Annotated in this window: 18 protein-coding genes and 1 pseudogene; 10 read left to right on the top strand and 9 right to left on the bottom strand. The window is 40.0% G+C overall.

Going from position 1 to position 22,406, the window contains the following annotated elements:
• Positions 1 to 56: 56 nt before the first annotated feature.
• From cysW to ASL19_RS07735, 3 genes are read right to left on the bottom strand one after another with little or no spacing between them, the layout of a single operon-like run.
• A complete protein-coding gene (cysW, locus tag ASL19_RS07745; RefSeq protein ID WP_006278420.1) occupies positions 57 to 914 on the bottom strand; it encodes a sulfate ABC transporter permease subunit CysW in 858 nt (285 codons plus the stop codon).
• On the bottom strand, positions 901 to 1,776 hold the full coding sequence (gene cysT, locus ASL19_RS07740; RefSeq protein WP_057177901.1) for a sulfate ABC transporter permease subunit CysT: 876 nt from the start codon (positions 1,774 to 1,776) through the stop codon (positions 901 to 903). The genes cysW and cysT overlap by 14 nt, the downstream gene beginning before the upstream one ends.
• A 25-nt stretch (positions 1,777 to 1,801) precedes the next feature.
• Complete coding sequence (locus ASL19_RS07735) at positions 1,802 to 2,878, bottom strand: sulfate ABC transporter substrate-binding protein (RefSeq protein ID WP_057177900.1); 1,077 nt, start codon at positions 2,876 to 2,878, stop codon at positions 1,802 to 1,804.
• A 315-nt stretch (positions 2,879 to 3,193) separates the two neighbouring features.
• Here ASL19_RS07735 and ASL19_RS07730 point away from each other — a divergent pair, with 315 nt between their 5' ends.
• The 4 genes from ASL19_RS07730 (at position 3,194) to ASL19_RS07715 (ending at position 7,668) form a co-directional block, all read left to right on the top strand.
• Positions 3,194 to 4,252: a sulfate ABC transporter substrate-binding protein gene (locus tag ASL19_RS07730; RefSeq protein WP_057177899.1), complete on the top strand. Its 1,059-nt coding sequence runs from the start codon at positions 3,194 to 3,196 to the stop codon at positions 4,250 to 4,252.
• Between the two features lie 85 nt (positions 4,253 to 4,337).
• Positions 4,338 to 5,501 (top strand): GuaB3 family IMP dehydrogenase-related protein, encoded by a 1,164-nt coding sequence (locus ASL19_RS07725; RefSeq protein ID WP_057177898.1) that lies wholly within the window; start codon positions 4,338 to 4,340, stop codon positions 5,499 to 5,501.
• A gap of 294 nt (positions 5,502 to 5,795) precedes the next feature.
• Positions 5,796 to 6,134 (top strand): thioredoxin, encoded by a 339-nt coding sequence (trxA, locus tag ASL19_RS07720; RefSeq protein WP_057177897.1) that lies wholly within the window; start codon positions 5,796 to 5,798, stop codon positions 6,132 to 6,134.
• Between the two features lie 160 nt (positions 6,135 to 6,294).
• Positions 6,295 to 7,668, top strand: a complete 1,374-nt coding sequence (locus ASL19_RS07715; RefSeq protein ID WP_057177896.1) for a D-alanyl-D-alanine carboxypeptidase — start codon at positions 6,295 to 6,297, stop codon at positions 7,666 to 7,668.
• Between the two features lie 105 nt (positions 7,669 to 7,773).
• Here the strand turns inward: ASL19_RS07715 and ASL19_RS07710 are convergent, their stop codons facing one another.
• The 5 genes from ASL19_RS07710 to ASL19_RS07690 all read right to left on the bottom strand — a co-directional run bounded on the left by ASL19_RS07710 (position 7,774) and on the right by ASL19_RS07690 (position 13,163).
• Entirely contained in the window at positions 7,774 to 7,986 is a 213-nt protein-coding gene (locus ASL19_RS07710; RefSeq protein ID WP_235528948.1) for a hypothetical protein, read from the bottom strand.
• Positions 7,987 to 8,150: 164 nt separating this feature from the next.
• Positions 8,151 to 9,737, bottom strand: a complete 1,587-nt coding sequence (lysS, locus tag ASL19_RS07705) for a lysine--tRNA ligase (protein WP_057177895.1) — start codon at positions 9,735 to 9,737, stop codon at positions 8,151 to 8,153.
• Positions 9,738 to 9,819: 82 nt separating this feature from the next.
• Positions 9,820 to 10,284: a DUF29 domain-containing protein gene (locus ASL19_RS07700; protein WP_057177894.1), complete on the bottom strand. Its 465-nt coding sequence runs from the start codon at positions 10,282 to 10,284 to the stop codon at positions 9,820 to 9,822.
• Positions 10,281 to 11,096 (bottom strand): TlyA family RNA methyltransferase, encoded by an 816-nt coding sequence (locus tag ASL19_RS07695; protein WP_057177893.1) that lies wholly within the window; start codon positions 11,094 to 11,096, stop codon positions 10,281 to 10,283. The genes ASL19_RS07700 and ASL19_RS07695 overlap by 4 nt, the downstream gene beginning before the upstream one ends.
• A 60-nt stretch (positions 11,097 to 11,156) precedes the next feature.
• A complete protein-coding gene (locus tag ASL19_RS07690) occupies positions 11,157 to 13,163 on the bottom strand; it encodes a family 10 glycosylhydrolase (RefSeq protein WP_057177892.1) in 2,007 nt (668 codons plus the stop codon).
• Positions 13,164 to 14,169: 1,006 nt separating this feature from the next.
• On the opposite strand from ASL19_RS07690, the gene ASL19_RS07685 reads away from it, so the two are divergent.
• Positions 14,170 to 15,252: a septal ring lytic transglycosylase RlpA family protein gene (locus ASL19_RS07685; RefSeq protein ID WP_057177891.1), complete on the top strand. Its 1,083-nt coding sequence runs from the start codon at positions 14,170 to 14,172 to the stop codon at positions 15,250 to 15,252.
• A gap of 143 nt (positions 15,253 to 15,395) precedes the next feature.
• Positions 15,396 to 17,000: a bifunctional pantoate--beta-alanine ligase/(d)CMP kinase gene (locus ASL19_RS07680; RefSeq protein ID WP_057177890.1), complete on the top strand. Its 1,605-nt coding sequence runs from the start codon at positions 15,396 to 15,398 to the stop codon at positions 16,998 to 17,000.
• Between the two features lie 194 nt (positions 17,001 to 17,194).
• Here ASL19_RS07680 and ASL19_RS07675 read toward each other — a convergent pair whose 3' ends face one another.
• Positions 17,195 to 18,229: a site-specific DNA-methyltransferase gene (locus ASL19_RS07675; RefSeq protein WP_100068177.1), complete on the bottom strand. Its 1,035-nt coding sequence runs from the start codon at positions 18,227 to 18,229 to the stop codon at positions 17,195 to 17,197.
• Between the two features lie 381 nt (positions 18,230 to 18,610).
• Here ASL19_RS07675 and ASL19_RS18555 point away from each other — a divergent pair.
• From ASL19_RS18555 to ASL19_RS07660, 4 genes and pseudogenes are all read left to right on the top strand, one after another.
• Positions 18,611 to 18,742, top strand: a pseudogene (locus tag ASL19_RS18555) (Uma2 family endonuclease); the annotation flags it as partial.
• 346 nt (positions 18,743 to 19,088) lie between these two features.
• Entirely contained in the window at positions 19,089 to 19,664 is a 576-nt protein-coding gene (locus ASL19_RS07670) for a Crp/Fnr family transcriptional regulator (protein ID WP_057177889.1), read from the top strand.
• Between the two features lie 184 nt (positions 19,665 to 19,848).
• A complete protein-coding gene (locus ASL19_RS07665) occupies positions 19,849 to 21,462 on the top strand; it encodes an iron uptake porin (protein ID WP_057177888.1) in 1,614 nt (537 codons plus the stop codon).
• A 121-nt stretch (positions 21,463 to 21,583) separates the two neighbouring features.
• A complete protein-coding gene (locus ASL19_RS07660; protein ID WP_057177887.1) occupies positions 21,584 to 22,249 on the top strand; it encodes a hypothetical protein in 666 nt (221 codons plus the stop codon).
• The last annotated feature ends 157 nt before the right edge of the window (positions 22,250 to 22,406 follow it).

The raw sequence follows: 22,406 nt of genomic DNA, 5'->3' as shown, positions 1-22,406 counted from the left end.
TTATAGCCGTCAACCAGGTGAAGGTGGGAAAGAACGCCTATCCCACAATTAGTTTTCTAGTTTTCCCCATCATCCTTAATACGAGTTTTGCGCTCTAAAATCTCTTTTAACACCAAGGTGACCACTGCCAAAAGTGCTAACAAAACTGCTGCAGAAAAAGCCGCCTCCGTTTCATATTGTTTATAGGCATCCTCTACAAATAAAGGTAAACTTTGGGTAGTATTAGCGATGTTTCCAGATACTACAGAAACCGCCCCAAATTCCCCCATGGATCTGGCATTAGTTAAGATTAAACCATAAAGTAAACCCCAACGAATGCTGGGTAGTGTAACACGCCAAAATGTTTGCCACTCATTAGCTCCTAGGGTTTTTGCTGCTTCTTCCTGATCTTTACCAAACTCCTCCAATACTGGAATCACTTCTCTAGCAACAAATGGCATACTGACAAAACAAGTCGCTAGAACCATCCCAGGAAAGGCAAAGATAATTTGAATATCATGGGATTGCAACCAACCTCCAAACCATCCCTGTCTCCCGTATAGCAGAACAATCATTAGACCCGCTACTACGGGGGAAATGGAAAAGGGAAGGTCAATAATACTTAAAACTATTGCACGCCCAGGAAATTTATGCCGTGCGATCGCCCAGGCTGCACATAGACCAAATACAGCGTTAATAGGTACGGAAATTACTGCTAACAAGAGAGTTAACCAGGCCGCATGAAGAAAGTCTGTTTTGGTTAAGTTATTCCAGAAAGGTTCAACACCTTTAATAAAGGCTTGAACAAAAACATTAATAGCTGGAATATACTGTACCAGAAATAAATAACCAACTGCTATGGCAATTAAAACAGATGGTACCCAACTTTGCTGTTTTTGATATTGTGATTTTTGTCGTGATTTATTTGTTGTCATATCTTCTTGCCCAAGCCTGTAATAAATTAATTGCCACCAATAAAACCAGGGAAATCAGCAGTAAGACCACCCCTATTACTGTTGCACCCGAATAATCGTATTGTTCCAATCTTTGGAAAATCAATACTGGTGCAATTAAGTCTTGAAATGGTGTGTTAGAAGAAATAATGACTGTGGAGCCATATTCACCCACAGCACGGGAAAAACCTAAAGCCACTCCGGTTAAAATTGTCGGTAATAGGGGTGGCAAAATCACTTTCATAAATGTCTGCCATGGGGAAGCGCCCAAACTCCACGCAGCTTCTTCCACATCCTTTTCCATTTCTTGCAGTACAGGTTGTACAGTTCGCACCACAAAAGGCAAGGATATAAATACCATTGCTACACCTACACCTAACCGAGTAAAAGAAACTTTAATTCCCCAAGGTGCCAATAGAGAGCCTAACCAACCATTATCACTGTAAACAGTCGCTAAGGTTAAACCAGCTACTGAAGTGGGTAAGGCAAATGGTAAATCTACGGTGGCATCCACAATTCGTTTTAAGGGAAAATCATACCTGACCAGAACCCAGGCCACTAGGGTTCCAAACACCCCATTAACCGCCGCCGCCAAAAGGGAAGTAATAAAAGTCACATTATAAGTGGCTAAAGCTATTTCACTGGTAGCAATTTGCCAAAACTTTGTTGGTGGTTCCGTACCAGCTTTGAGAAACATAGCCAAAACGGGTAAAAATAACATGACCAACAGGTAAAAAATAGTAATTCGCCATGTCCAAGATAAACGAGTCGCGCTATTTAACAATGTTCTGGCAAAACCTGGTCTGTTGGAGTTGCTCACATCTGTGGGTGTGGATAAGGTCATAATTCTAAATTCATAATTGATTCAACTATTTGCCCCGGGCTTGAATCTGGTCAAATAAGGCTCCATCATCAAAAAACTTTTTCTGCACGGTTCCCCAACCGCCTAAATCTTTCACTGTACTCAAAGTCTTAACGGGAGGATACTTATCTACAAAGATTTTACTTTTTGCTACGGTAGTATTTACTGGACGAAAACCAACTTTGGCAAATTCCTCTTGAGCTTGGGGAGTAAATAAGAACTGAACAAAAGCCTCCACTACTTCCCTATTGTTATGTTTATCAACATTCCTATCTACAATCGCAATGGGATTATCAATGGAAATATTCACGTCAGGAATTGTGTAATTAACCTTCATTCCATTTTCCTGCGCTAAAAATATCTCATTTTCATAGTTAATCAAAGCATCCCCTTGACCCTGTTTAAAGAAAGTATCTGTGGCTTCCCTCGCATCCTTTGTTAAAATGGGAACATTTTTATATGCTTGGCTCACAAATTCCTTAGCCTTGGCTTCATCACCACCAATCCTAATCACTGAGTTCCACAAAGTCAGAAAGTTCCAACGTGCTACCCCGGATGTTTTAGGATCAGCAGTAATTAGTTTTACATCATCCCTTGATAAATCAGCCCAGGTATTAATATTTTTAGGATTGCCTGGGCGGGTTACCAAAGCAGCTACAGACTGGGAAACTATAGCATTATTCGGAGCTTCTTTTTCCCAACCTGGTTGAATTAAACCTGCTTTTTCAATCTTTTTAGTGTCCAAGCCCAAAGCTAGGTGCACAACATCAGCGGGTAAACCATCAATTACCGCACGAGTTTGTGAACCAGAACCCCCATAGCTTTGTTTAAATATCACTTTTTGCCCATGCTCTTGTTGCCATTTTTCCACAAATTTAGGAATAATCGCTTCATGGGCGGTCTTTGTCACGGCGAAGGACACTAAAGTGATTTCCACCTCTTTCTTACTAGAGGAATTAGTTCCCCTATCTCCACAACCACTAACCACCACACCTAAAAATATACCTATTAAGCAAGGTGAAATAAAACTCTTGGTCGGTTTTACGCGCAGTATGCTTACGGGTAATCTACAACCCCAACCCATTTGTGTTCTCCTTGGTAATTTTAAAAATATGGGAAAGAAAACCTGACTTTGACGATAGACAATGAGGTGATTCTAGCAGGTTAGGGACAAAAGTTGCCCACTAGATCAAAAAAATTATTAGAAAATTATTAGATAAGTATTACTTATAATAAAGCTATAATCTATGATTTAATTAAATACACCGATTATACGGTAGATATTTAGTCTTTTAACTATTGATTTTGAGTGAGCGGTTTGATAGAGTCCAATCAGTAGGCTAATTACAAATTGCCTATCAACTTACAGTGGATTACAACAATCAGAGGAAAAGTTACCATGTCTATCAAAAATGTAGCGTTTTTAAAAACTACCAATACAGTGTTGGCGGTTATTTTAGGTGTTAGCACCGTATTACCCGTATTGGCGGGAAGTGCAAATCAAAACAAGTTAATTAGTCAGAAACCCAAGACCGTAGAGATTACTCTTGTAACTTATGCAGTTACAAAAGCTGCTTACAGTAAAATTATTCCCGAGTTCGTAGCCAAGTGGAAAAGGGAAAAAGGTCAAGATGTAATCATCAAAGAAAGTTATGGTGGTTCCGGTACTCAAACTCGTGCGGTGATTGATGGATTACAAGCAGACGTAGTAGGATTAGCACTAGCACTGGACACTAAGAGAATAGAAAAAGCAGGTTTGATTAACCCAGGGTGGGAAAAGGAAGCACCTAATAATTCTATAGTTACCCGTTCAGTTGTAGCCATCGAAACACGAGCAGGAAATCCTAAAGGTATTAACACTTGGAAAGATTTAATTAAACCAGGAGTAAAAATAGTCACAGCTAATCCCAAAACATCAGGAGGGGCAAGATGGAACTTTTTAGCTTTATGGGGGTCAGTGACTCGAAATGGAGGTAATGAAAAACAAGCCCTAGACTTTGTGCAAAAGGTGTTCAAAAATGTAGTAGTGTTACCCAAAGATGCTAGAGAAGCAAGTGACGCATTTTATAAAAAGAATCAGGGAGATGTACTACTGAATTATGAGAACGAACTAATTTTAGCAGCACAACAGGGTAAAGCAGATACAACCTACGCAGTGCCACCAACGAATATTTCTATAGAGGGTCCTGTAACCGTAGTGGATAAAATTGTGGATAAACGAGGTACTCGTGAAGTTTCGGAAGCATTTGTGGAATTTTTATTTACGCCACAAGCACAAAGGGAATTTGCCAAGGTTGGATTTAGACCAGTTGATCCCACGGTAGCCAAAGAGGTAGCCAATAAATTTCCCAAAATTGTTAAGCTTTATACAGTTTCCAATTTAGGTGGTTGGGATGCAGTGCAGAAGCAATTCTTTGCTGATGGTGCCATATTTGATAGAATCCAGTCTGCAAGATAATTATTAATGTTCATAGTTTTTTCCTCCCCCAATATCCCCCTAATTTTGATACCCTAGCTTAAACTGATTTGAGAAAGGTGCAAGAGTGGAAATTCAACTTGGGCGGGGAAAAAAGGCTCGCCGAGCCTATGGCATTGATGAAATTGCCCTAGTCCCCGGTAAAAGAACAGTAGATCCCAGTTTGGCGGATACTAGATGGAAAATTGGTAAGATCGAAAGAGAAATACCAATTATTGCCAGTGCCATGGACGGGGTGGTTGATGTGGATATGGCTGTAAAGTTATCTGAGTTGGGAGCTTTAGGGGTTCTCAACCTAGAAGGAATTCAAACTCGCTATGACGATCCAAATCCCATTTTGGATAAGATTGCCTCTGTGGGTAAAGAAGAGTTTGTTTCCCTCATGCAAGATCTCTATGCCGAACCAATCAAGCCCGAACTAATTGAAAAACGTATTCAGGAAATTAAACAACAGGGTGCGATCGCCGCAGTTAGTGCTACACCAGCAGGAGCTGGCAAATATGGTGAAGTGGTATCTAGAAGTGGAGCAGATTTATTTTTCATCCAAGCCACAGTGGTCTCTACTGACCACATTTCACCAGAGTCCATCACCCCACTTGATTTAGTGCAGTTCTGCCATTCTATGCCCATACCAGTTATTTTAGGTAACTGTGTTACATACGAAGTAACCTTGAACTTAATGAAAGCTGGTGCTGCAGCCGTCTTAGTAGGTATTGGACCAGGTGCTGCTTGTACATCCCGTGGTGTCTTGGGTGTAGGCGTACCCCAGGCTACCGCAGTTGCTGATTGTGCTGCAGCTAGGGAGGATTTTTATCAAGAAACTGGTAAATATGTTCCCATTATTGCCGATGGAGGTTTAATTACTGGTGGAGACATTTGTAAGTGTATTGCCTGCGGTGCTGACGGAGTGATGATTGGTTCACCCTTTGCTAGAGCAGCAGAGGCGCCAGGTCGGGGTTATCATTGGGGTATGGCAACTCCTAGTCCTGTTCTTCCCCGTGGTACTCGCATTCGCGTTGGTACAACAGGTACCCTAGAACAAATTCTCAAAGGTCCAGCTGGACTGGATGATGGAACTCATAACCTGTTAGGGGCTTTAAAAACCAGTATGGGCACCCTAGGGGCTAAAAACCTCAAAGAGATGCAACAGGTGGAAGTTATAATTGCTCCTTCTTTACTAACAGAGGGTAAGGTTTATCAAAAAGCTCAACAACTGGGTATGGGTAAGTAAAGGTCAGTTAAGTTAGGTTGTGGAAAAAAAATTTGCCACTACTGTCAACAAACCTGCGAAAAACCATATCTGTAGCTTACAATAGAAATAGCGGAGACAAATGTTTCCGTTCACTCCTCACACCACACTCCGCCTGAACTTTATTTCGGGCGGTTTCTTAATTATTAGATCTTAGAATCTTAGAAGGAAAAATGAGGCACTTTCGGCAAAAGTCTCTGATCAAATCTCCAATATGTCAAGGTGTGATAGAATTGTCATAAAGCTCACAACTATATCAGATGAAGGTTTTTAGCAATGTCAGCAGCATTAGAAGTTACAGACGCTTCTTTCGAACAAGAAGTTATTGACAGTCCAATTCCCGTATTGGTTGATTTTTGGGCCCCCTGGTGTGGTCCTTGTCGTATGGTTGCCCCTGTGGTGGAGGAAATTGCTATACAGTATGCAGGAAAACTGAAAGTCGTTAAAATCAATACAGACGAAAGCCCAAATGTTGCAAGTAAGTATGGTATTCGCAGTATTCCTACACTGATAGTTTTTAAAGGAGGAGAAAAGGTTGGTTTCCATGTAGGTGCAGTACCTAAATCCACTTTGTCTAAAACTGTGGAAGAGATACTCGAACCAAAGCAGGGGTAAAGGTGGATTGTGGGTGTGGTGTCTAAATCCACCCTGTTGCAAACTTGGCAAAAAAAAGCTATAATTTCAACCTGGGCGCGTTCTTCTTGCCCAGGAAATCTATATATTAATCTATTGAATATAAGATTATATTACATATTCTAATGTAAGGGAATTAAATATGCTGGAATTATTGGGTTCAGGTTTAATTTCTATTTGGCTGGATTTAGCGGGAATTAAAATTCAACCTGTCAGCGCTCTAGAAACACTAGCAGGACAAACCAGTCCGGGCTTTGTGATTGCCCCAGATCCAAGTCTGGTAGGAGCTATGACCACAAGGCAATATCTTCAAGGGTTAGTATCTTCTAAGTTAATCGAGCCCAATTTAGTCGGTCATCAGGGAATTTGGCTACAATCAGGTCCCATATTAATGGCCAATCACCAAGGTACTGTACCCCTACCTGCTGCATCCCTAACTAAGGTAGCTACTTCTTTAGCGAGCTTTAAAACCTTGGGTCCCAATTATCAGTTTCAAACACTAGTTGGTATTACTAGTCCTATAGTTAATCGGGTGGTCAATGGTGACTTAGTTGTTAGTGGTGGTGGCGATCCTATGTTTGTGGGGGAAGAAGCTATTGCTATTGGTAATACTTTAAATAAAATGGGTATTCAACAGATAAAGGGTAATTTGGTTGTTAGTGGCAAGTTTGCGATGAATTTCTCTAGCGATCCCAATGTAGCAGGTCAAATCTTTAAACAAGCCCTCAATCACAAAACTTGGAACCGTAATTTAACCTACCAGCATTCTATTATGCCTAAGGGAACATTGAAACCTCAACTGGTAATTAATGGTGCCATAAAGGTCGCTCCACCATCTCGCCACAATCAACTACTACCTCAAACTTTATTAATACGTCATCTTTCTTTACCACTACATCAAATCATCAAAGAGATGAATGTGTATAGTAATAATGAAATAGCTGAAATGTTATCGCAGTATATAGGTGGTGCAGATGTGGTTAGATCCATCTCATCTCAATTGGCTATGGTTCCTCAGTCAGAAATTCAATTAATTAATGGTTCTGGACTAGGAAGGGAAAATCGCATTTCTCCCAGAGCAGTTGCTGCTATGTTTATGGCACTTCAGCGAGAAGCAATGGCGAGTAATTTGAGCTTAGCTGATTTGTTTCCTACCTCTGGATTAGATAATCGCGGAACAATGCAGCATCGGAATATGCCAAATGCTACTGTCATGAAAACTGGCACTCTCAGTGATGTTAGTGCTTTGGCTGGGGTGCTTCCTACACGCGATCGCGGTTTAGTGTGGTTTACAATTATCAATCGTGGTAATCAAGTTTCTAGTTTTCGAGCTGAACAGGACAAGCTTTTACAACAACTGGCTAAGCAGTTGGCAACATATAATATTTTTCCCAAGACTCTTACCCCTCATTCGGGGAATAAATCCGTACTCTCCTTGGGATCACCCAATCGCAATGAAGTCGTGTATAAAGTTCACTACACCTGCCAAAATAGAACCCTACGAAAATTGTGCTAAAAACTCCTAACTAATCTAAGCTACCCATAGAGTATGGATAGCTAGAATCTGTTTTTAAAAACAAAGGAAAGAACCTAATGGTATAAGGCTTTAAGCTTCTCCGGTCTAAAGACACGGAGATTTCTGAAGAGTCCATAAACGAACTTTCTGAGGCTGGCTTAAACAGCCTCTACTGATTCCGCTAAGATCAATTCCTAGCATCACCGCTACTTTTTTCAAAATATTAGCAGCACCATTACAGTCCGCATTAATTTTGAACCCATCAGAAGTTTGATATACTCCACGACTAACTCGTTCTTGATAAGAACTTGTTGGCATCCGTACATTGTTCGACCTTCAATGTTTGTTGATTTCAAAAGTATAGTTGAGATATGATTTACTTGTCAATAGCAGCCAACAACATGAAGACAACACTGGAATATTGAAGATCCGCATCACGGTTAAACATCAAGGCGAATAAATTCGCCGTTGGCACTTCCTGTCTAAAGCCAAGTGGCTTCCGTGCCTTTCGGCGATTTTCTTGTGATTTCTTGTAATCTGGAAATAACGAAAGATTTTTCCAAATAGGAGAATAAACCCCCTGCTTTAGGTCCTTTTTCCTTGTTTAAAAATCCCAGATATAAGGCTTTAAAAGCATCCGCTGGAGGGATGTTTAACTCTTTAGTAGTGGAGAAAATCACGGTTTGTAATGCTTCTGCTTCCCAAGGGGTAACACATTCCAGATTTTCAGCTAACTTTTGAATATAAGTTACCTGTTCTGAACTTAACCCACGGGCTTTTTCTGGCACTTGTTCTAAGTACAAAACTAACTTTTCTTCCTCATCCGCATAATCTTCTAACCATCTTTGAGCTGAAGCAATTCTTTGATTGACAATAAATTGGTCATACTCAGTTAAAGAATTAGCACTACGTTGCACAACTTCATCTTGAATATTTAACCGAGGGATTTGCAACAAAGAAATTAATGTGCTGTAATCAAAAGGCTGAAAAACCTTCACCTCATCCCCTAGTTGAGCATAAAATAAAGACATTAACTCTTCAGTTAATTCAGGATTAACCTCATACTTACTAATTAAGGTATCATAATCCCGAAACAGTCGAGTAATGGTTTCATAATTGGGGGCAAAATTAATAACCGTTCTTGGCTGAGTTCTTAACATTAAAAACCTTAATAACTCAGGTGGTAATAAATTAGCAATTTCCCTAGCGCTAGAACCCACACCCTTAGAAGAACTCATTTTTGTGCCATTGACAAGAATAAATTCATAAGGTGAATGAAAGGGAGGTTGTTTCTCCAAAACTTGACGACAAATGGCATTAGCCACATCCCTAGAACCACCTTTTTGAGAGTGGTCTTTACCGGCCATTTCAATAGTTACACCCAAAACGTCCCACTTGGCTACCCATTCAACCTTCCAAGGTAATTTGCCATTACCATTAAGAGGAGACACCCAAGCAGAATGACCACAACCTTGAACATAATTAGTGGAGTCCGGTTGACAAGTGTAAAAAACCTCGGAACCGTTATAATCTGTAACCACAGTGGTAGCTATCTTGCCACAATTTTCACAAATCACCTGAAAAGGGTACCAGTTTTCTGGACGATCTGCTTTACTGACCTGTTTATACACTTGTCTAACCAGGTGAGCGTTTTTTAAAAAGATGTTGATATGGGAATTAAGTTTACCAGAACGATATAAATCACGTAGGAAATAGGTCTCTGGTTGGATTCCTAAATACTCAAAAATCTCAAAAAACTCACCAATGAAATATTTAGCATAGTCTGGCGCACCTTCCCCAGGAGAAGGGACATTACACAAGGGAAAACCCAAATAAGGTTTAAATTTTTCCCGGTCTAAATATTTGGGCACCGTATCTAAAGCGTCATAGTCATCCACACCATAGGTGAATTTTACAGGCTTACCTGCATGTTTCAAGGCACGGTAAATAACATCATGGATAACTACACCCCGCAATGATCCGACGTGAACCCTTCCTGAAGGGGTTTTAGAATCATTAACTACCTGGTAACCTTGTGCATCAGCAGCGATTTTATCAGCCCAAAACATTTGACATTCTATTTTTTTACAGTTTTCCTATTGTAACCTATATTATATTTATCGGATAGCAATTGCTCATCTTTTTTCATCATTAGTCTCCGGGCAAAAATTGGTCATTCAACACCTGTTCAGGGGTAAAAGGACACTGGGATGGGAAAGTTTCCGGTGATAATCCAGTTTCTTCCATGGCCCAATCTACAGCGGGGAGGTAGGATTCTGAAAAAATCTTCTCATAATATTTTTTTAAATAGGGGTGTTTTTGGATAGATTTATTAATTCGGCGTCGATGTTCTTTAATACTAGCTTTCCAACTACCAGAACGCTTTTGGGGTTGATATTGCCACTTGAGTAAATGGGCTAAAATCACAATTAAATTGTTTTCTAAGGCATCTTTTAAACTACCGCCCATTTCGGAAATCTCTTCTATTAAGTTGTCAATATCTATATGGTCAAAATTGCCCTGTTTTAAATTGTCAATGGTTGATTCTAACCACAATTGATAGTTCTCTTCATGGAGAGATTTTATATTTGAACTTATATTTGAACTATTGCTCATTTAGTAGTTAACTCCCTTACTGCTTTTTTAGTTAGCTCCTCGATGGTTATTAACTCCGGTTGGGAGACTTCACCTATCATGCTCAACCATAAAAGATATTCAATATTCCCCGCAGGTCCTGTGATGGGAGAAAAAGTCAATCCCCTATAATTCCATCCCAGTTGTAAAGCAGTCTGCAAAACCTGGAAAATTGCCTGGGCATGGTCTTTAGCATCCCGTACTACTCCCTTTTTACCTACACGATTTTTGCCAACTTCAAACTGGGGTTTGACTAATAACACCGCCTCTTTTGGTGCTTGAGTTAAACGCCAAACTGCAGGTAGAACTTTACTAAGAGAAATAAAAGAAACGTCTACAACTGCTAAATCAGCAAAGCTATCTAACCCTAGATATAATTGTTCTGGTTGTAATTCTCGTAAATTTGTTCTTTCTTTTAAAATCACCCTACCATCATTTCTGATTTTCCAGTCAACCTGTCCATAACCAACATCAATACCATACACCTGTTTGGCACCATTTTGTAATAGACAATCGGTAAAACCTCCCGTGGAAATTCCCCCATCTAAGCAAATGCGCTCCCTCACAGAAATTTCAAACAGTTTTATTGCTTTGGCCAGTTTTTCACCCCCACGAGAAACAAAGGGGGGATGCTCTTTAATTTGAATTTCCGCACTTATGTCTATTTCTGTTCCTGGTTTATCTATTATTTGTTGATTGACCATTACTTCCCCAGCTTGAATTAGTCTTTGAGCTTGCTGACGGGAACCACATAGTTCTAGTTTTAGTAATAATATGTCTAGTCTTTCTTTCATTTTTTTAATCCAACACAAAGGGTAAATTACATATTTTACCCTTTTTTATCTCTCTTCAGTTCACGAAACTGTAATTGTCACACCTAAGCTCTCATTACCCAGTCTATCTACCGCACATACTGCATAATTACCTGGTTGTACAGTTGCAAAAGTAGTACCAGCAGATAAAATTCTTTGTATTATCCAGGTATCCCCAGTTTGACGATAGAGAGTCCAAGAGCGTACAGATCTATTATCTCCCCTTTGCCAATTTAGTTTTCCATCTTGAAAGGTTATATTTTGAGGAGGCGGTGGAGGTGTTTGATTTCTCCATAACATAGTAGGAACGATGGAAGGACGAGGGTAATACACCTGTTTAAATTGATCCCCAATCCCTTGACGATTTTCCGCTAGGGATTTCATGCTGAAAAAGATATTCCCTAGGGAAAAATTTTCAGCCAGGTTGCGAGAAATGACAATTTGTTTTTCAATTTCTGAATTTTTCCATACTTTACCATCTAGTTGTCCAATATTATTACCAGCGTAAATATGTCGCTGTTTAGTGTTGACTTCTGTCCACCATTTTAGCAGGGTTTCATAACTTTGTTGTGTTTGATCTGTCCGCCAATATAGCTGAGGTGCTAAATAGTCAATCCAACCTTCCTGTAACCATTTTTTTGAATCAGCATACAGAACGCTATAGGGATCTAAACCCACAATTCCTGCTGGTTGTCCCGGACGGTAAATACCAAAGGGACTAATGCCAAATTTTACATGGGCTTTGATTTTTTTAATGCCTTCCGATAACCTCCACACCATTTGATTGACGTTCTCTCTTCGCCAATCTTCCACACTCAATTTACCACCGCTATTTTTATAAGCACTGTATGTCTTTTCGTCGGGAAATGATTGACCAGATATGGGATAGGGGTAAAAGTAATCATCTAGATGAATACCATCTACATCATAACGAGTTAGTACATCAATAATAACATTATAAGCTCTGTCTTGAACAATTTTGGCACCAGGATCCATCCATAACTGATTACCCCATCTATAAACCACTTCGGGATTAGTTATGGCTATATGGGGACTAACATTAGATCCACTTTTGGTGGTGGTTTTTGCTCGGTAGGGATTAAACCAGGCGTGAACTTCTATATTACGCTTATGGCATTCCTCAATGGCAAATTCCAGGGGATCGTAAATCGGTTCGGGAGCTTTGCCTTGAGTTCCTGTAATCCAAGCACTCCATGGTTCTATGGGGGAAGCATACACCGCGTCTCCCTCTGGACGTACTTGCAAGATTAGAGCGTTGAAGTTTAAGGATTGCAGTTGTTTGATGATTTCCAGTAGTTCAGTTTTCTGCTGCTCCACACTTAATCCCGGTTTAGATGGCCAATCACTGTTCCAGACTACTGTTATCCAGGCGCCCCGAAATTCCCTCTGGTGACTCACCTTTACAGTCTTGACCCCTAAAGGTAGTGTGACAATATATGGTGAATTAATCTTTTGCACTCTACCTAAGTACACAAGGGCTTGATACATCATCACCGCCACGTCTCCACGGGTCGCTCCACTTTGGGGGTTCAGTAGTTTGATATTCGGATAGTTCACTACTAAACTATTCCCAGATGCGATCGCAATAGAATTAATGGCATAACTGGGAATATTTGCTGCATCTTCATAGGTCTGTGCCAGTCTACCCACCAGTTCGGGGGAAAACTGACTGGCAATTCCCAAAGCATTAACTATAACAACTAATACATCGGCTCTGGACACCCTATCATTGGGACGGAAAGTTTGATCAGGATAACCTGTCATCACTCCTGTCTCATATACTCTTCTGATCGCATTTCTAGCCCAGTAGTTATCCGGAACGTCTTTAAACGTTATATATTCCCTTTTTACTGGTAAGTTGATAATCGCCCCCATCATGGCTGCAAACTCTCCACGACTGACGGGGTTATCTGGGCGAAATGTACCATCAAGGTAGCCATTGAGAATTCGCCTTTGGGCTAATGCGCGAATGAATAAACTTGCCCAATGATTTTCAATATCTCTGAATGATGTAGTGTTAGATACCATTTTTTTTAGCTCAAGCCCACTAATATATCTATCCTATACTATACACTTTACATGCGAACCACATACTAAGCCAACATTAATGCTAACTTAATAAATACATAAACTAATGTAAAAGGTAACTGACTTTGCACTAATTGTAAAACACATATTTTAACTTATTTCAATAAAACAAACAAAATACACCAAATTTTTGCATATAGAAAGTTACTATCAAGCTAATACCTGGTTTTAATCAATATATTTGATAGATAAAGTAAATCTTATAAAAACGAAGTAACTTTTATTACCTTAAAAACCACGAATTAAGATTGAGCTGATTTTTTGGCTATTTCACCACTAGTATTATTTAATCCGTTAATACGGCTTATGTATACTGCTATTAATTTCTTATCAATATATTTAGTTAATCATTCCAAATACTTTTATACTTTACATTTTATCAGATTGATGTACTTTTTATATCATTTAAATCACATTTTTCTTACTGAACCATAAATCCACCAGCCAGTTAAGATGGGACTTTTATGGTATTTTACAGGAATATAACCACCAAAATAGTACGTAGATTTCTATCAAAGCATATTTTTTATAACTAAATACTCTATAAAACTTGTGTTTCAAATATAACTCTCACTACTGTATGGGGAATTATTGTCGGATTTAACGATCAAGATATTAGCCCAGTCAGCTAAGAGCAGGTTAATATGGCTTCCTAAGAAAAAATTATTTACCATTTGAAAAAAAATGTTACACGTCCAAAAAGCTGATTTACAAAAGGTTTGGAGTGAAAAAAGAGAATAATGACAGGAAGCAACAAAGCCAGACCTACGGTAAATCCCTGATCCCCAATCCCAAAAATTCATGTTAGTGTAATCGGGTTACAAATCAAAAGTGAAAACGGAACGATTTCGCGTTGTCCTCTCGGTTACCAAAACCTGGTAAAAGACACAAGGACATCAAGAAGTAAAAAAAACAAAAGTTCTAGAGTCGCTTTAAAAACAAACTCATGAATCAAAAAAATTTGTGGACTACTGCTGCCGTGTTTCTATCTGTTGCGAGCCTACCTGCAATGGGTTTTACTCAAACAGCTAAGGGGAGTACCCCAATTAAACAAGCATCTACCAAAGGTGATGCGGTAAAAGTGGGAGAGTACCAGTCCCCAACACGGGAACCTGAGCTAGAGGGTGTGACCAGAATTCAACCACATAGCCTACAGGGTCGTCAAGCAGCAACTCTTTACATCCGAAATACTCCAGTTCTCACCTTTTTGGGTTCTCGCGGAGAAACAAAGGTGGGGAGTAGTAAAGTTGTAAAATACGGCAACGTAAACACCGGTAAGTCACCCCAAATTACCAGCGGGGGCGGTATTAGGGGTGCGAAGGAGTCTCCCAGATCCATTTTGGTCAATGACCCAGTATATAGAGCCAGCTTAGTAGCAGCGAAAATTAACCAGCTAGTGCTAGACAGTGCAGACGGTAGACAAGTTACCGTCAGTTGGAATCCCAAAGGGAAATATTCTACCAACAATCGTCCGAGTGGGAATAAAAGTGTACCCACTTCAGTAAATCCAGGTTATACAATTAGATTTGACGGCAAAGAGCTGGTGGAAATCAATGAATCCACCCGGTTAGCAGATGGTACAAACGATCTGGCAAAGGATGCCTTACAAGCAACCAATCATTTGAGAAAAATTCTGGGAGAAACAGCTGAGGTCAGGGAAATTGCCAACTTACCCAAGCCAGGAAATATATCTATACCCAAACTCCCCCAAAAAGTTGCTATTGGTGGGATCAGAATCAACTTTAGAGGTATGGCCTCCTGGTATGGTTATGATTGGGCTGGGAGAAAGACGGCCAACGGGGAAAGATTTAATCCGGAGGCCATGACCGCAGCCCATCGCAGTTTACCTCTGGGGACAAAAGTTCGTGTCACAAACACTCACAATGGTCGTTCCGTAGTGGTGCGAATTAATGACCGTGGACCATATATAGGTGGTCGAGTTATTGACCTTTCTGTGGGCGCCGCCCGAATCTTAGGGATGGTTAGTAGTGGTGTTGCTGCAGTACGGATTGAGGTTCTAGGTAGATAATACTTTTCCTCGACTCTACCTGTGCACTTATCCATACCTTGGCATAGCTCCGGAGGTGGCCAGGGAATTCAATTCCCTGGCTCGGAGATCAGGTTTTTTCATTGGAGATTATCAGCTATACCAGAACACTTTAAAGGAATTTTGTGCGTGTACTAACAACTATATCAAGTTTACGATGTTACCTACAGGAGCGTCGTCAGCAAACAAATAATAAAAATAATACTCAATTATTGAGTGAACAAGCTCAGTGGTTTCCTACTCCTGTTGGGTTAGTGCCTACCATGGGCGCACTTCATATAGGTCATTTAAGCCTAATTCAAAGGGCTAGAGAAGAAAACCATACGGTAGTAGTCAGTGTTTTTGTTAATCCGCTTCAATTTGGACCTCAGGAAGATTATCAACGTTACCCTCGGACTTTAGATCAGGATAAATTACTTTGTGAACAAGCGGGAGTAGATGTTATTTTTGCACCTAGTCCTGAAGAAATGGGAATTTCTGGCAAACAAGAAAATCAGGTTACACAAGTTTTGCCTCCATCTGGTATGATTAACGGTTTGTGTGCTAGTTATCGACCAGGACACTTTCAAGGTGTGACGACTATTGTCACCAAACTATTTAATGTGGTACAACCAGATCGAGCTTACTTTGGAAACAAGGATGGTCAGCAACTAGCTATTATTAAACGCCTAGTGGCTGACTTGAATTTTCCTATAGAAATTGTTGCTTGTCCAACAGTACGAGAAGCTTCAGGTTTAGCTTTGAGTTCTCGTAATCAGTATTTGACTGACACCGAAAAAGAGCAAGCTGTCTTATTGCATCAAAGCTTAGTTGAAGCCAAGACAGCTTTCAAATCTGGTATTCGCCATAGTGATCAGCTTCTAGGAATAGTCCAAGCTGAAATAGCAAAATCTACGAATATCTACGTGGAATATATTGAATTAGTTGAACCAAGTACACTAATGCCTTTAAACGAAATTCAGGAAGAAGGAATGTTGGCGATCGCAGCCCGCATTGGTAATACAAGACTAATTGACAACACAATTTTATCTGATGTGAAGACTAGACAACCAATTATCGCCATTGACGGTCCCGCTGGTGCTGGTAAATCTACTGTAGCTAAACAAGTGGCAACACAGTTAGGGCTAGTGTATTTAGATACAGGAGCTATGTATAGAGCCATAACCTGGTTAGTGTTACAAACCGGCACTGATCCTGAAGATGAACAGGCGATCGCCTGTTTAGCGAGAGAGTGTAAAATAGAACTGATTGCCACGGAAAATCCAGAAATTCCGCTAGAGGTATGGATAAACAATCATAATGTTACCAAAGAGATACGCAGTGGAGAAGTAACAGCAAAAGTATCAGGTGTATCTGGTCAAAGTGCGGTTCGTCAGTTCCTAGTGAGAGAACAGCAAAAATGGGGTGAGAAAGGGGGTTTAGTCGCTGAAGGGAGAGACATTGGTACTAATGTTTTTCCTGATGCGGAAGTAAAAATATTTCTTACAGCTTCAGTAGAGGAGCGGGCCCGTCGTCGCCAGCAAGACTTTATTAAACAGGGGCGAGGCGAAGTGAGTTTAGAGCAGTTGAAGCAAGAGATTCAGGAAAGGGACGAAAAAGATAGCACCAGAAAGATTTCCCCTTTGAGAAAAGCGTCAGACGCGTTAGAAATAGAAACTGATGGACTCAGTGCGGAGGAGGTAACGGCGAAAATTGTGGATTGTTATCATAACTTATACCTGTACCGTTGATTGCTTCTATTATAGAGTTGAAGCGATCGCCTAAGCACACCTTGTCTTTTGAATAGGGACATAACTTTGATAACGGGTGCCACTGTAATTGATGTAACAGCAGTGTTAAAGTGTTTAGCCATGGTGAAGTTTTTAAAAAATAACCTTACCGATTCTATTCTAGAACCGATATTTTTAACATTCAAAACTTCTGCTTATATAAATAATTCCTGTTGTTGAAAATTAGATTCTGCCATACGACTATTAGCTAGATTAACATAATCAGGATTGATTTCAATTCCTAAATAATGACGATTTAAATTTTTAGCTGCTAAACAAGTTGTACCACTACCACAAAAAGGATCAAGGACAAAATCTCCTTCTTTACTTAATAACTTAATAAGTTCCTGAATAATATATAAAGGATAAACTGCTGGATGATGATTATTTTTAGTTACTTCTACCGGACTTTCTATAATATCCTTTTTCATGGCATTTCCTAAAATTCTAATAATAGTAAATCCATTATTTTTGATTTGGTTATTTCTACCTCCATTTTGACCACCATAAGCCAATTTATGCACGCCGTTTATTTTCATTCTAAATCCTTCAATGTCGCCATTATGCACTGCTGAAATTGCCTCGTTTAATGCTTTAATGGCATTTGCTTTTTGTTCTGCACTCGAGTCAGAATTTTTAATTAATTCCAGGTATTTTTTACCTAATTTATCTGATGGTTTAGTTTTTGCTGTTTTATTGAATGTATCTAAATGTTGTAAATAATTATCTAGATTAAAATAGTAATCTTTAGATTTAGCAAATATGAAAAAAGGTTCTGTAGCTTGTATTAACTTTTTTTTATCCTGACGTGGTGTAGGGTTAAGTTTTGACCAAGTAATCTGATTAATCAAAAAAATATTATTATTTTCAGTAGCTTGAATAGCAAATTTATAAGGTATGAGGGATAAACTTCCATTAATATATTTATCTCCCAAATTAAAAACTATTGCTCCTGTGCTTTTCAAAACTCTTACACATTCTTGAAAAACAGTTAGTATATTGTTTAAATATTCTGCTTCTGTGGATTCATTACCGATTTCTAAATCACCATTGCCATAATTACGCTGCTGAAAATATGGAGGTGAGGTAATAATTAAATCAAAAGTATCATTTTCTATTTGTTTAAGAACAGATAAGTTATCACCAAAGATAATTTTATTTTTAAAGTGTGATATTTCTTGTAATGGCATATTTATAAGCATAAAATTGGAATTAAACATGAACGTAACTGGTTAAATATAATATTAACCTGGTAATAAAAACTTTGTCTTCTGTCTATAGGAATAGTTACATCTATCTTTAGACAGAAAAATCAGTAATTAACGAAGAAAGTGCGAAGGTCAACAAAAAACGGTTGGCACTTCTTCTGCTGTACGTAAGCTTGACCTTCGTAAGAAGGAATAGGTATTGCGACAATTGGTTGACAACCAAAAAAAGGTGTGTTATGGTAGTGTCCTGACCTTCTTAAGAAGGAATAGGTATTGCGACTAGAAACCCCCCAGCCACAAACACATCCGCATTAGACTTAAATAGTCTTGACCTTCGTAAGAAGGAATAGGTGTTGTGACGTAATAAGGTTGTTGGAAACAACCTTATTACGTGACGTTCATCAGGGTGCAAAGACGCCTGAAATTGTCTACCCAGAAAGTGACGGTCAACCGATGGCGGACAATACTAGACAATTTACATGGATTGTCAAAGTCAACCGCCCCACCCACAAGGGGATGGGGTTTTGCGCTCGATCAATAAATTATTACCTGCACGACAGCTTACCCTTGGGGGTCTTAAGCTGGGTTCAATTTTTTACCAGATGATAACTCATTCTTAACCTTTTAATTATTAATCTTTGCTATTGTAGTCAGATATTGTCAAACAATATGTTACGGCTTTAGCCAAAGGGTGATAGGCTCTTAAAATTGCCTTTAAACCATATAGCTAAAGCTTGTAGAGCTTAATAACTGATTATAAAGTCTAACAATTATTAAGATGTCACTATTTAACATTGCAGTAACTAACCTCTATTAATAAACCCTTCTGGCATTTCTGGCAATGAACCCTACTGAAAATATCATCCATCTACCAAGAAAGAGTTTGCCGCAACAGATACTTACCCAGCACTCAATTATTCCGGTCAGAAATGATGTTCTGTGGCGGATTGAGCGTGGTGTAGTGCGCACCTTGACCTGGAATGAAGAGGGCACGGGTATTACCCTAGGTTACTGGGGACCTGGAGATATTACTGGTCATGCTTTGTCAAAAGTCACACCTTATCAAATTCAGTGTTTAACTAGTGTAGAAGCAACAATCATACCTCCCCATTTGTGGCATGAACACATTGAGTGCTTGCTATCCCACATTCAACAGACAGAACAAATTTTACATATTTTGCATTGTAAGCCCACGTCGTTAAGATTGTGGCATTTTTTGCTGTGGTTAGGGGATAAATTTGGTAGGGATTTGGAACAGGGCAAGTTGATTGATTTGAACCTGACCCATCAAGATATTTCAGAGGTGTTGAACACAACCAGGGTGACAATTACCAGACTGTTGCAGAAATTTGAGGTCCAGGGAAAAATATCACGTCACAAACGCAGTATTATTCTCCGGTTGAGCCAGGTAGAATAGCCATTCTGGCTTGGAGATAGCCAAGGCTATAAAAAATTAAAATTTATAATTTGTGTTCCGGAACAAAAATAGTGTATAGTAGTCAGTAAGGGTATGATATGTAAATTCCCCGAACCATCAATGGATTTGATGATAGGGATTTAAATCTTCCTGATTTTCTTTAGGTGTGAGAAAAGGTAAAAACATGACAAAACTATTTTGGAGTGTTCTCAGAGTGAGTCCGGTTGTTGCAGCTACCATCCTTTCTGCCAACAGCGTATTAGCAAATGAAGTGAAAGAGCCAACCACCAGCGTTGCTCAATTGTCGTCTGATAAGATTAGTCAAACAACTTCTGTTTCTCAGTTTCGTGACGTCCAGCCAAGAGATTGGGCGTTCCAAGCATTGCAATCCTTAGTTGAGCGTTATAATTGTATTTCTGGTTATCCCGATGGTACATTCCGTGGTAACCGCACCCTAAACCGCTTTGAATTCGCGGCTAGTTTAAATGCTTGTTTAGAAAGAGTTAGTGAGCTAATTGCTTCTTCAACGGCTGATGCAGTTAAAAAAGAAGATTTGGCCACCTTACAGCGTTTACAAGAAGAATTTTCCGCTGAATTGGCTACTCTCCGTGGTCAAGTTGATGCGTTGGAAGCACGTACTGGTGAGTTGGAAGCTAATCAGTTCTCCACCACCACCAAGTTGAAGGGTGAAGCTATTTTTGGTCTTACCCAAGCTTTTGGAAACGGTGTAGCTGGCGGTACTGAGAAAATTAATTCCAACTTCACTTTCTCTGACCGGGTAAGGTTGACTTTGGAAAGCAGCTTTAGCGGTAAGGATAGGTTGCAAACTAGGTTAAATGCTGGGAATATTCGCAGTCTATCCGGCAATGCTGCTGCAGGTGGCACGGGTACTAACATGGCTCGTTTGGGTTATGACAGCACTGCGGATAACGCGCTTTCAGTTGATAAACTCAACTACGCCTTCAACCCCCTTCCCAATCTTAGTGTGAAGGTTGATGCCATAGGTGCTGACCTAGATGACAACTTTGAAGCCTTTAACCCTGACTTTAAGAGCAGTGGATCAGGTTCCATCTCCCGTTACGGACGTTTTAGTCCCATCTATCGTCAAGCTCGTGGTGGATCTGGTATCGCACTGAACCTCAAAGCTAATGACGCTATCACCCTGGGTGCTGGTTACTATGCTAGAGGTAGTGCTACTGCGTCTGACCCGGGTCCCAATAAAGGACTTTTTGAGGGCGACAGTACCATTATTGGTCAGTTGGCGTTTAAGCCGAATCAGGCTATCAATCTCGGATTAACCTACGCCCATGTTTACCAAACATCTGGTGGGTTTAGTGGTGGGTTTGACAGTACCGGTGGTGGTGTAGTAGGCACCGGACTATCTACTGGTAAAGTCGAAGCCAGTAACTATGGTGTGCAACTGAACCTAAAAGCTACTCCTAAGATTTCACTAGGTGGTTGGGCCGGCTACACAACTGCTAGCACCTTAACTGGTACTCGTAGCACTGGGGATTTTTGGTACTGGGCTGGTAATCTGGCAATTAAAGACTTCGTTAGAGAAGGCAACACCCTTGGTTTCGTCTTCGGTCAACCTCCCAAATTCACTGGCGGTAAGAGTGGAGGTACTAATATAAAAGGAGAAACTGATACTTCCTTCCACTTAGAAGGTTTGTATAAAATCAAGGTTTCTGACAATGTTCTCATTACCCCAGGTGTGTTAGTGATCCTAGATCCCGAACACAACAAAAATAACCCCAATATCTATGTAGGTACAATACGTACTACCTTCAGCTTCTAAGCTCAACATTGACTTAGTAACCTGTTAAACTCTAATAACCCGCCCTAGGGCGGGTTATTATTTGGAACCTATTTTGCCAGGATTAGGTCATACTATCCAAGACAATTATTGGTAATATCTTATGAGTGGTCTAATAACTTGGAAAGCAACTGCAGCTACACTAATGACCATAGCCATTAACACAGGGGCTGTTATTCCCTGGATCTACCCTAATCCTGCTCAAGCACAATTTAACTTTAACCAACCGCGCACGATTACCATTCCAGCTAATGTGACCCTACCTGTAACCTATGAAAAAGAAAAAATAATTCTCCAACCGGGGGAAAGAATACCCCTGACCCTGAGAATAGCTAATGATATTATGGATAGTAATAGAAATATCTTAATCCCTGCTAATAGCGAGGTAACAGGAGAATTGACACCGGTTAATTTAGGTGGCAATAATAGAAGGGGGGTAAGATTCGTCGCTACAGAATTGGTGTTTCCTAATGGTAAAACACAACCAATTAGTGCCAACTCCAGAACCATCACCAGAACAGAAACTATCACTAAGGGAAGTAACACTGGTCAAATTCTAACCGATGCTGCTATTGGTGCTGGTGCTGCAACCTTGATCGCTCTGGTCACTGGTAATAAAAAGGTGGAGGTTTTAGAACCCATCGGTGGTGCAGCAGCGGGCGCTTTAGCCAGTGTGTTACTGAGAAAAAACAGGGCTGATGTGTTTGTTCTACGCCCAGAACAGGATTTGGCTATTACATTAACTAGCAATCTGGTGCTATCCCGCTAATATTCCTTAAATCATAAGTAGGAGCGTAACCCATGGGGGTGTTGGGTTTCATACTTCAACCCAACCTACGTTCATCTTATATTTAATTCCACTTACCCACTTGGGGGAAGGTGTCAAATCTTCCCCCACATTAGAGATTAGTAGTCCAAGTCTCCAC

The sequence above is a fragment of the Cylindrospermopsis sp. CR12 genome (assembly GCF_001432185.1).
Taxonomy (GTDB): domain Bacteria; phylum Cyanobacteriota; class Cyanobacteriia; order Cyanobacteriales; family Nostocaceae; genus Raphidiopsis; species Raphidiopsis raciborskii.
Note: the sequence above shows the minus strand (reverse complement) of the source record. Positions and strands in the feature narration are given on the sequence as shown.

Excerpts from the sequence above, each read along its gene's own strand:
- cysW (WP_006278420.1), bottom strand. The coding sequence starts at position 914 with ATGACAACAAATAAATCACGACAAAAATCACAATATCAAAAACAGCAA.
- cysT (WP_057177901.1), bottom strand. The coding sequence starts at position 1,776 with ATGACCTTATCCACACCCACAGATGTGAGCAACTCCAACAGACCAGGT.
- ASL19_RS07735 (WP_057177900.1), bottom strand. The coding sequence starts at position 2,878 with ATGGGTTGGGGTTGTAGATTACCCGTAAGCATACTGCGCGTAAAACCG.
- ASL19_RS07730 (WP_057177899.1), top strand. The coding sequence starts at position 3,194 with ATGTCTATCAAAAATGTAGCGTTTTTAAAAACTACCAATACAGTGTTG.
- trxA (WP_057177897.1), top strand. The coding sequence starts at position 5,796 with ATGTCAGCAGCATTAGAAGTTACAGACGCTTCTTTCGAACAAGAAGTT.
- ASL19_RS07715 (WP_057177896.1), top strand. The coding sequence starts at position 6,295 with ATGCTGGAATTATTGGGTTCAGGTTTAATTTCTATTTGGCTGGATTTA.
- ASL19_RS07710 (WP_235528948.1), bottom strand. The coding sequence starts at position 7,986 with ATGCCAACAAGTTCTTATCAAGAACGAGTTAGTCGTGGAGTATATCAA.
- lysS (WP_057177895.1), bottom strand. The coding sequence starts at position 9,737 with ATGTTTTGGGCTGATAAAATCGCTGCTGATGCACAAGGTTACCAGGTA.
- ASL19_RS07700 (WP_057177894.1), bottom strand. The coding sequence starts at position 10,284 with ATGAGCAATAGTTCAAATATAAGTTCAAATATAAAATCTCTCCATGAA.
- ASL19_RS07695 (WP_057177893.1), bottom strand. The coding sequence starts at position 11,096 with ATGAAAGAAAGACTAGACATATTATTACTAAAACTAGAACTATGTGGT.
- ASL19_RS07690 (WP_057177892.1), bottom strand. The coding sequence starts at position 13,163 with ATGGTATCTAACACTACATCATTCAGAGATATTGAAAATCATTGGGCA.
- ASL19_RS07685 (WP_057177891.1), top strand. The coding sequence starts at position 14,170 with ATGAATCAAAAAAATTTGTGGACTACTGCTGCCGTGTTTCTATCTGTT.
- ASL19_RS07675 (WP_100068177.1), bottom strand. The coding sequence starts at position 18,229 with ATGCCATTACAAGAAATATCACACTTTAAAAATAAAATTATCTTTGGT.
- ASL19_RS07670 (WP_057177889.1), top strand. The coding sequence starts at position 19,089 with ATGAACCCTACTGAAAATATCATCCATCTACCAAGAAAGAGTTTGCCG.
- ASL19_RS07665 (WP_057177888.1), top strand. The coding sequence starts at position 19,849 with ATGACAAAACTATTTTGGAGTGTTCTCAGAGTGAGTCCGGTTGTTGCA.
- ASL19_RS07660 (WP_057177887.1), top strand. The coding sequence starts at position 21,584 with ATGAGTGGTCTAATAACTTGGAAAGCAACTGCAGCTACACTAATGACC.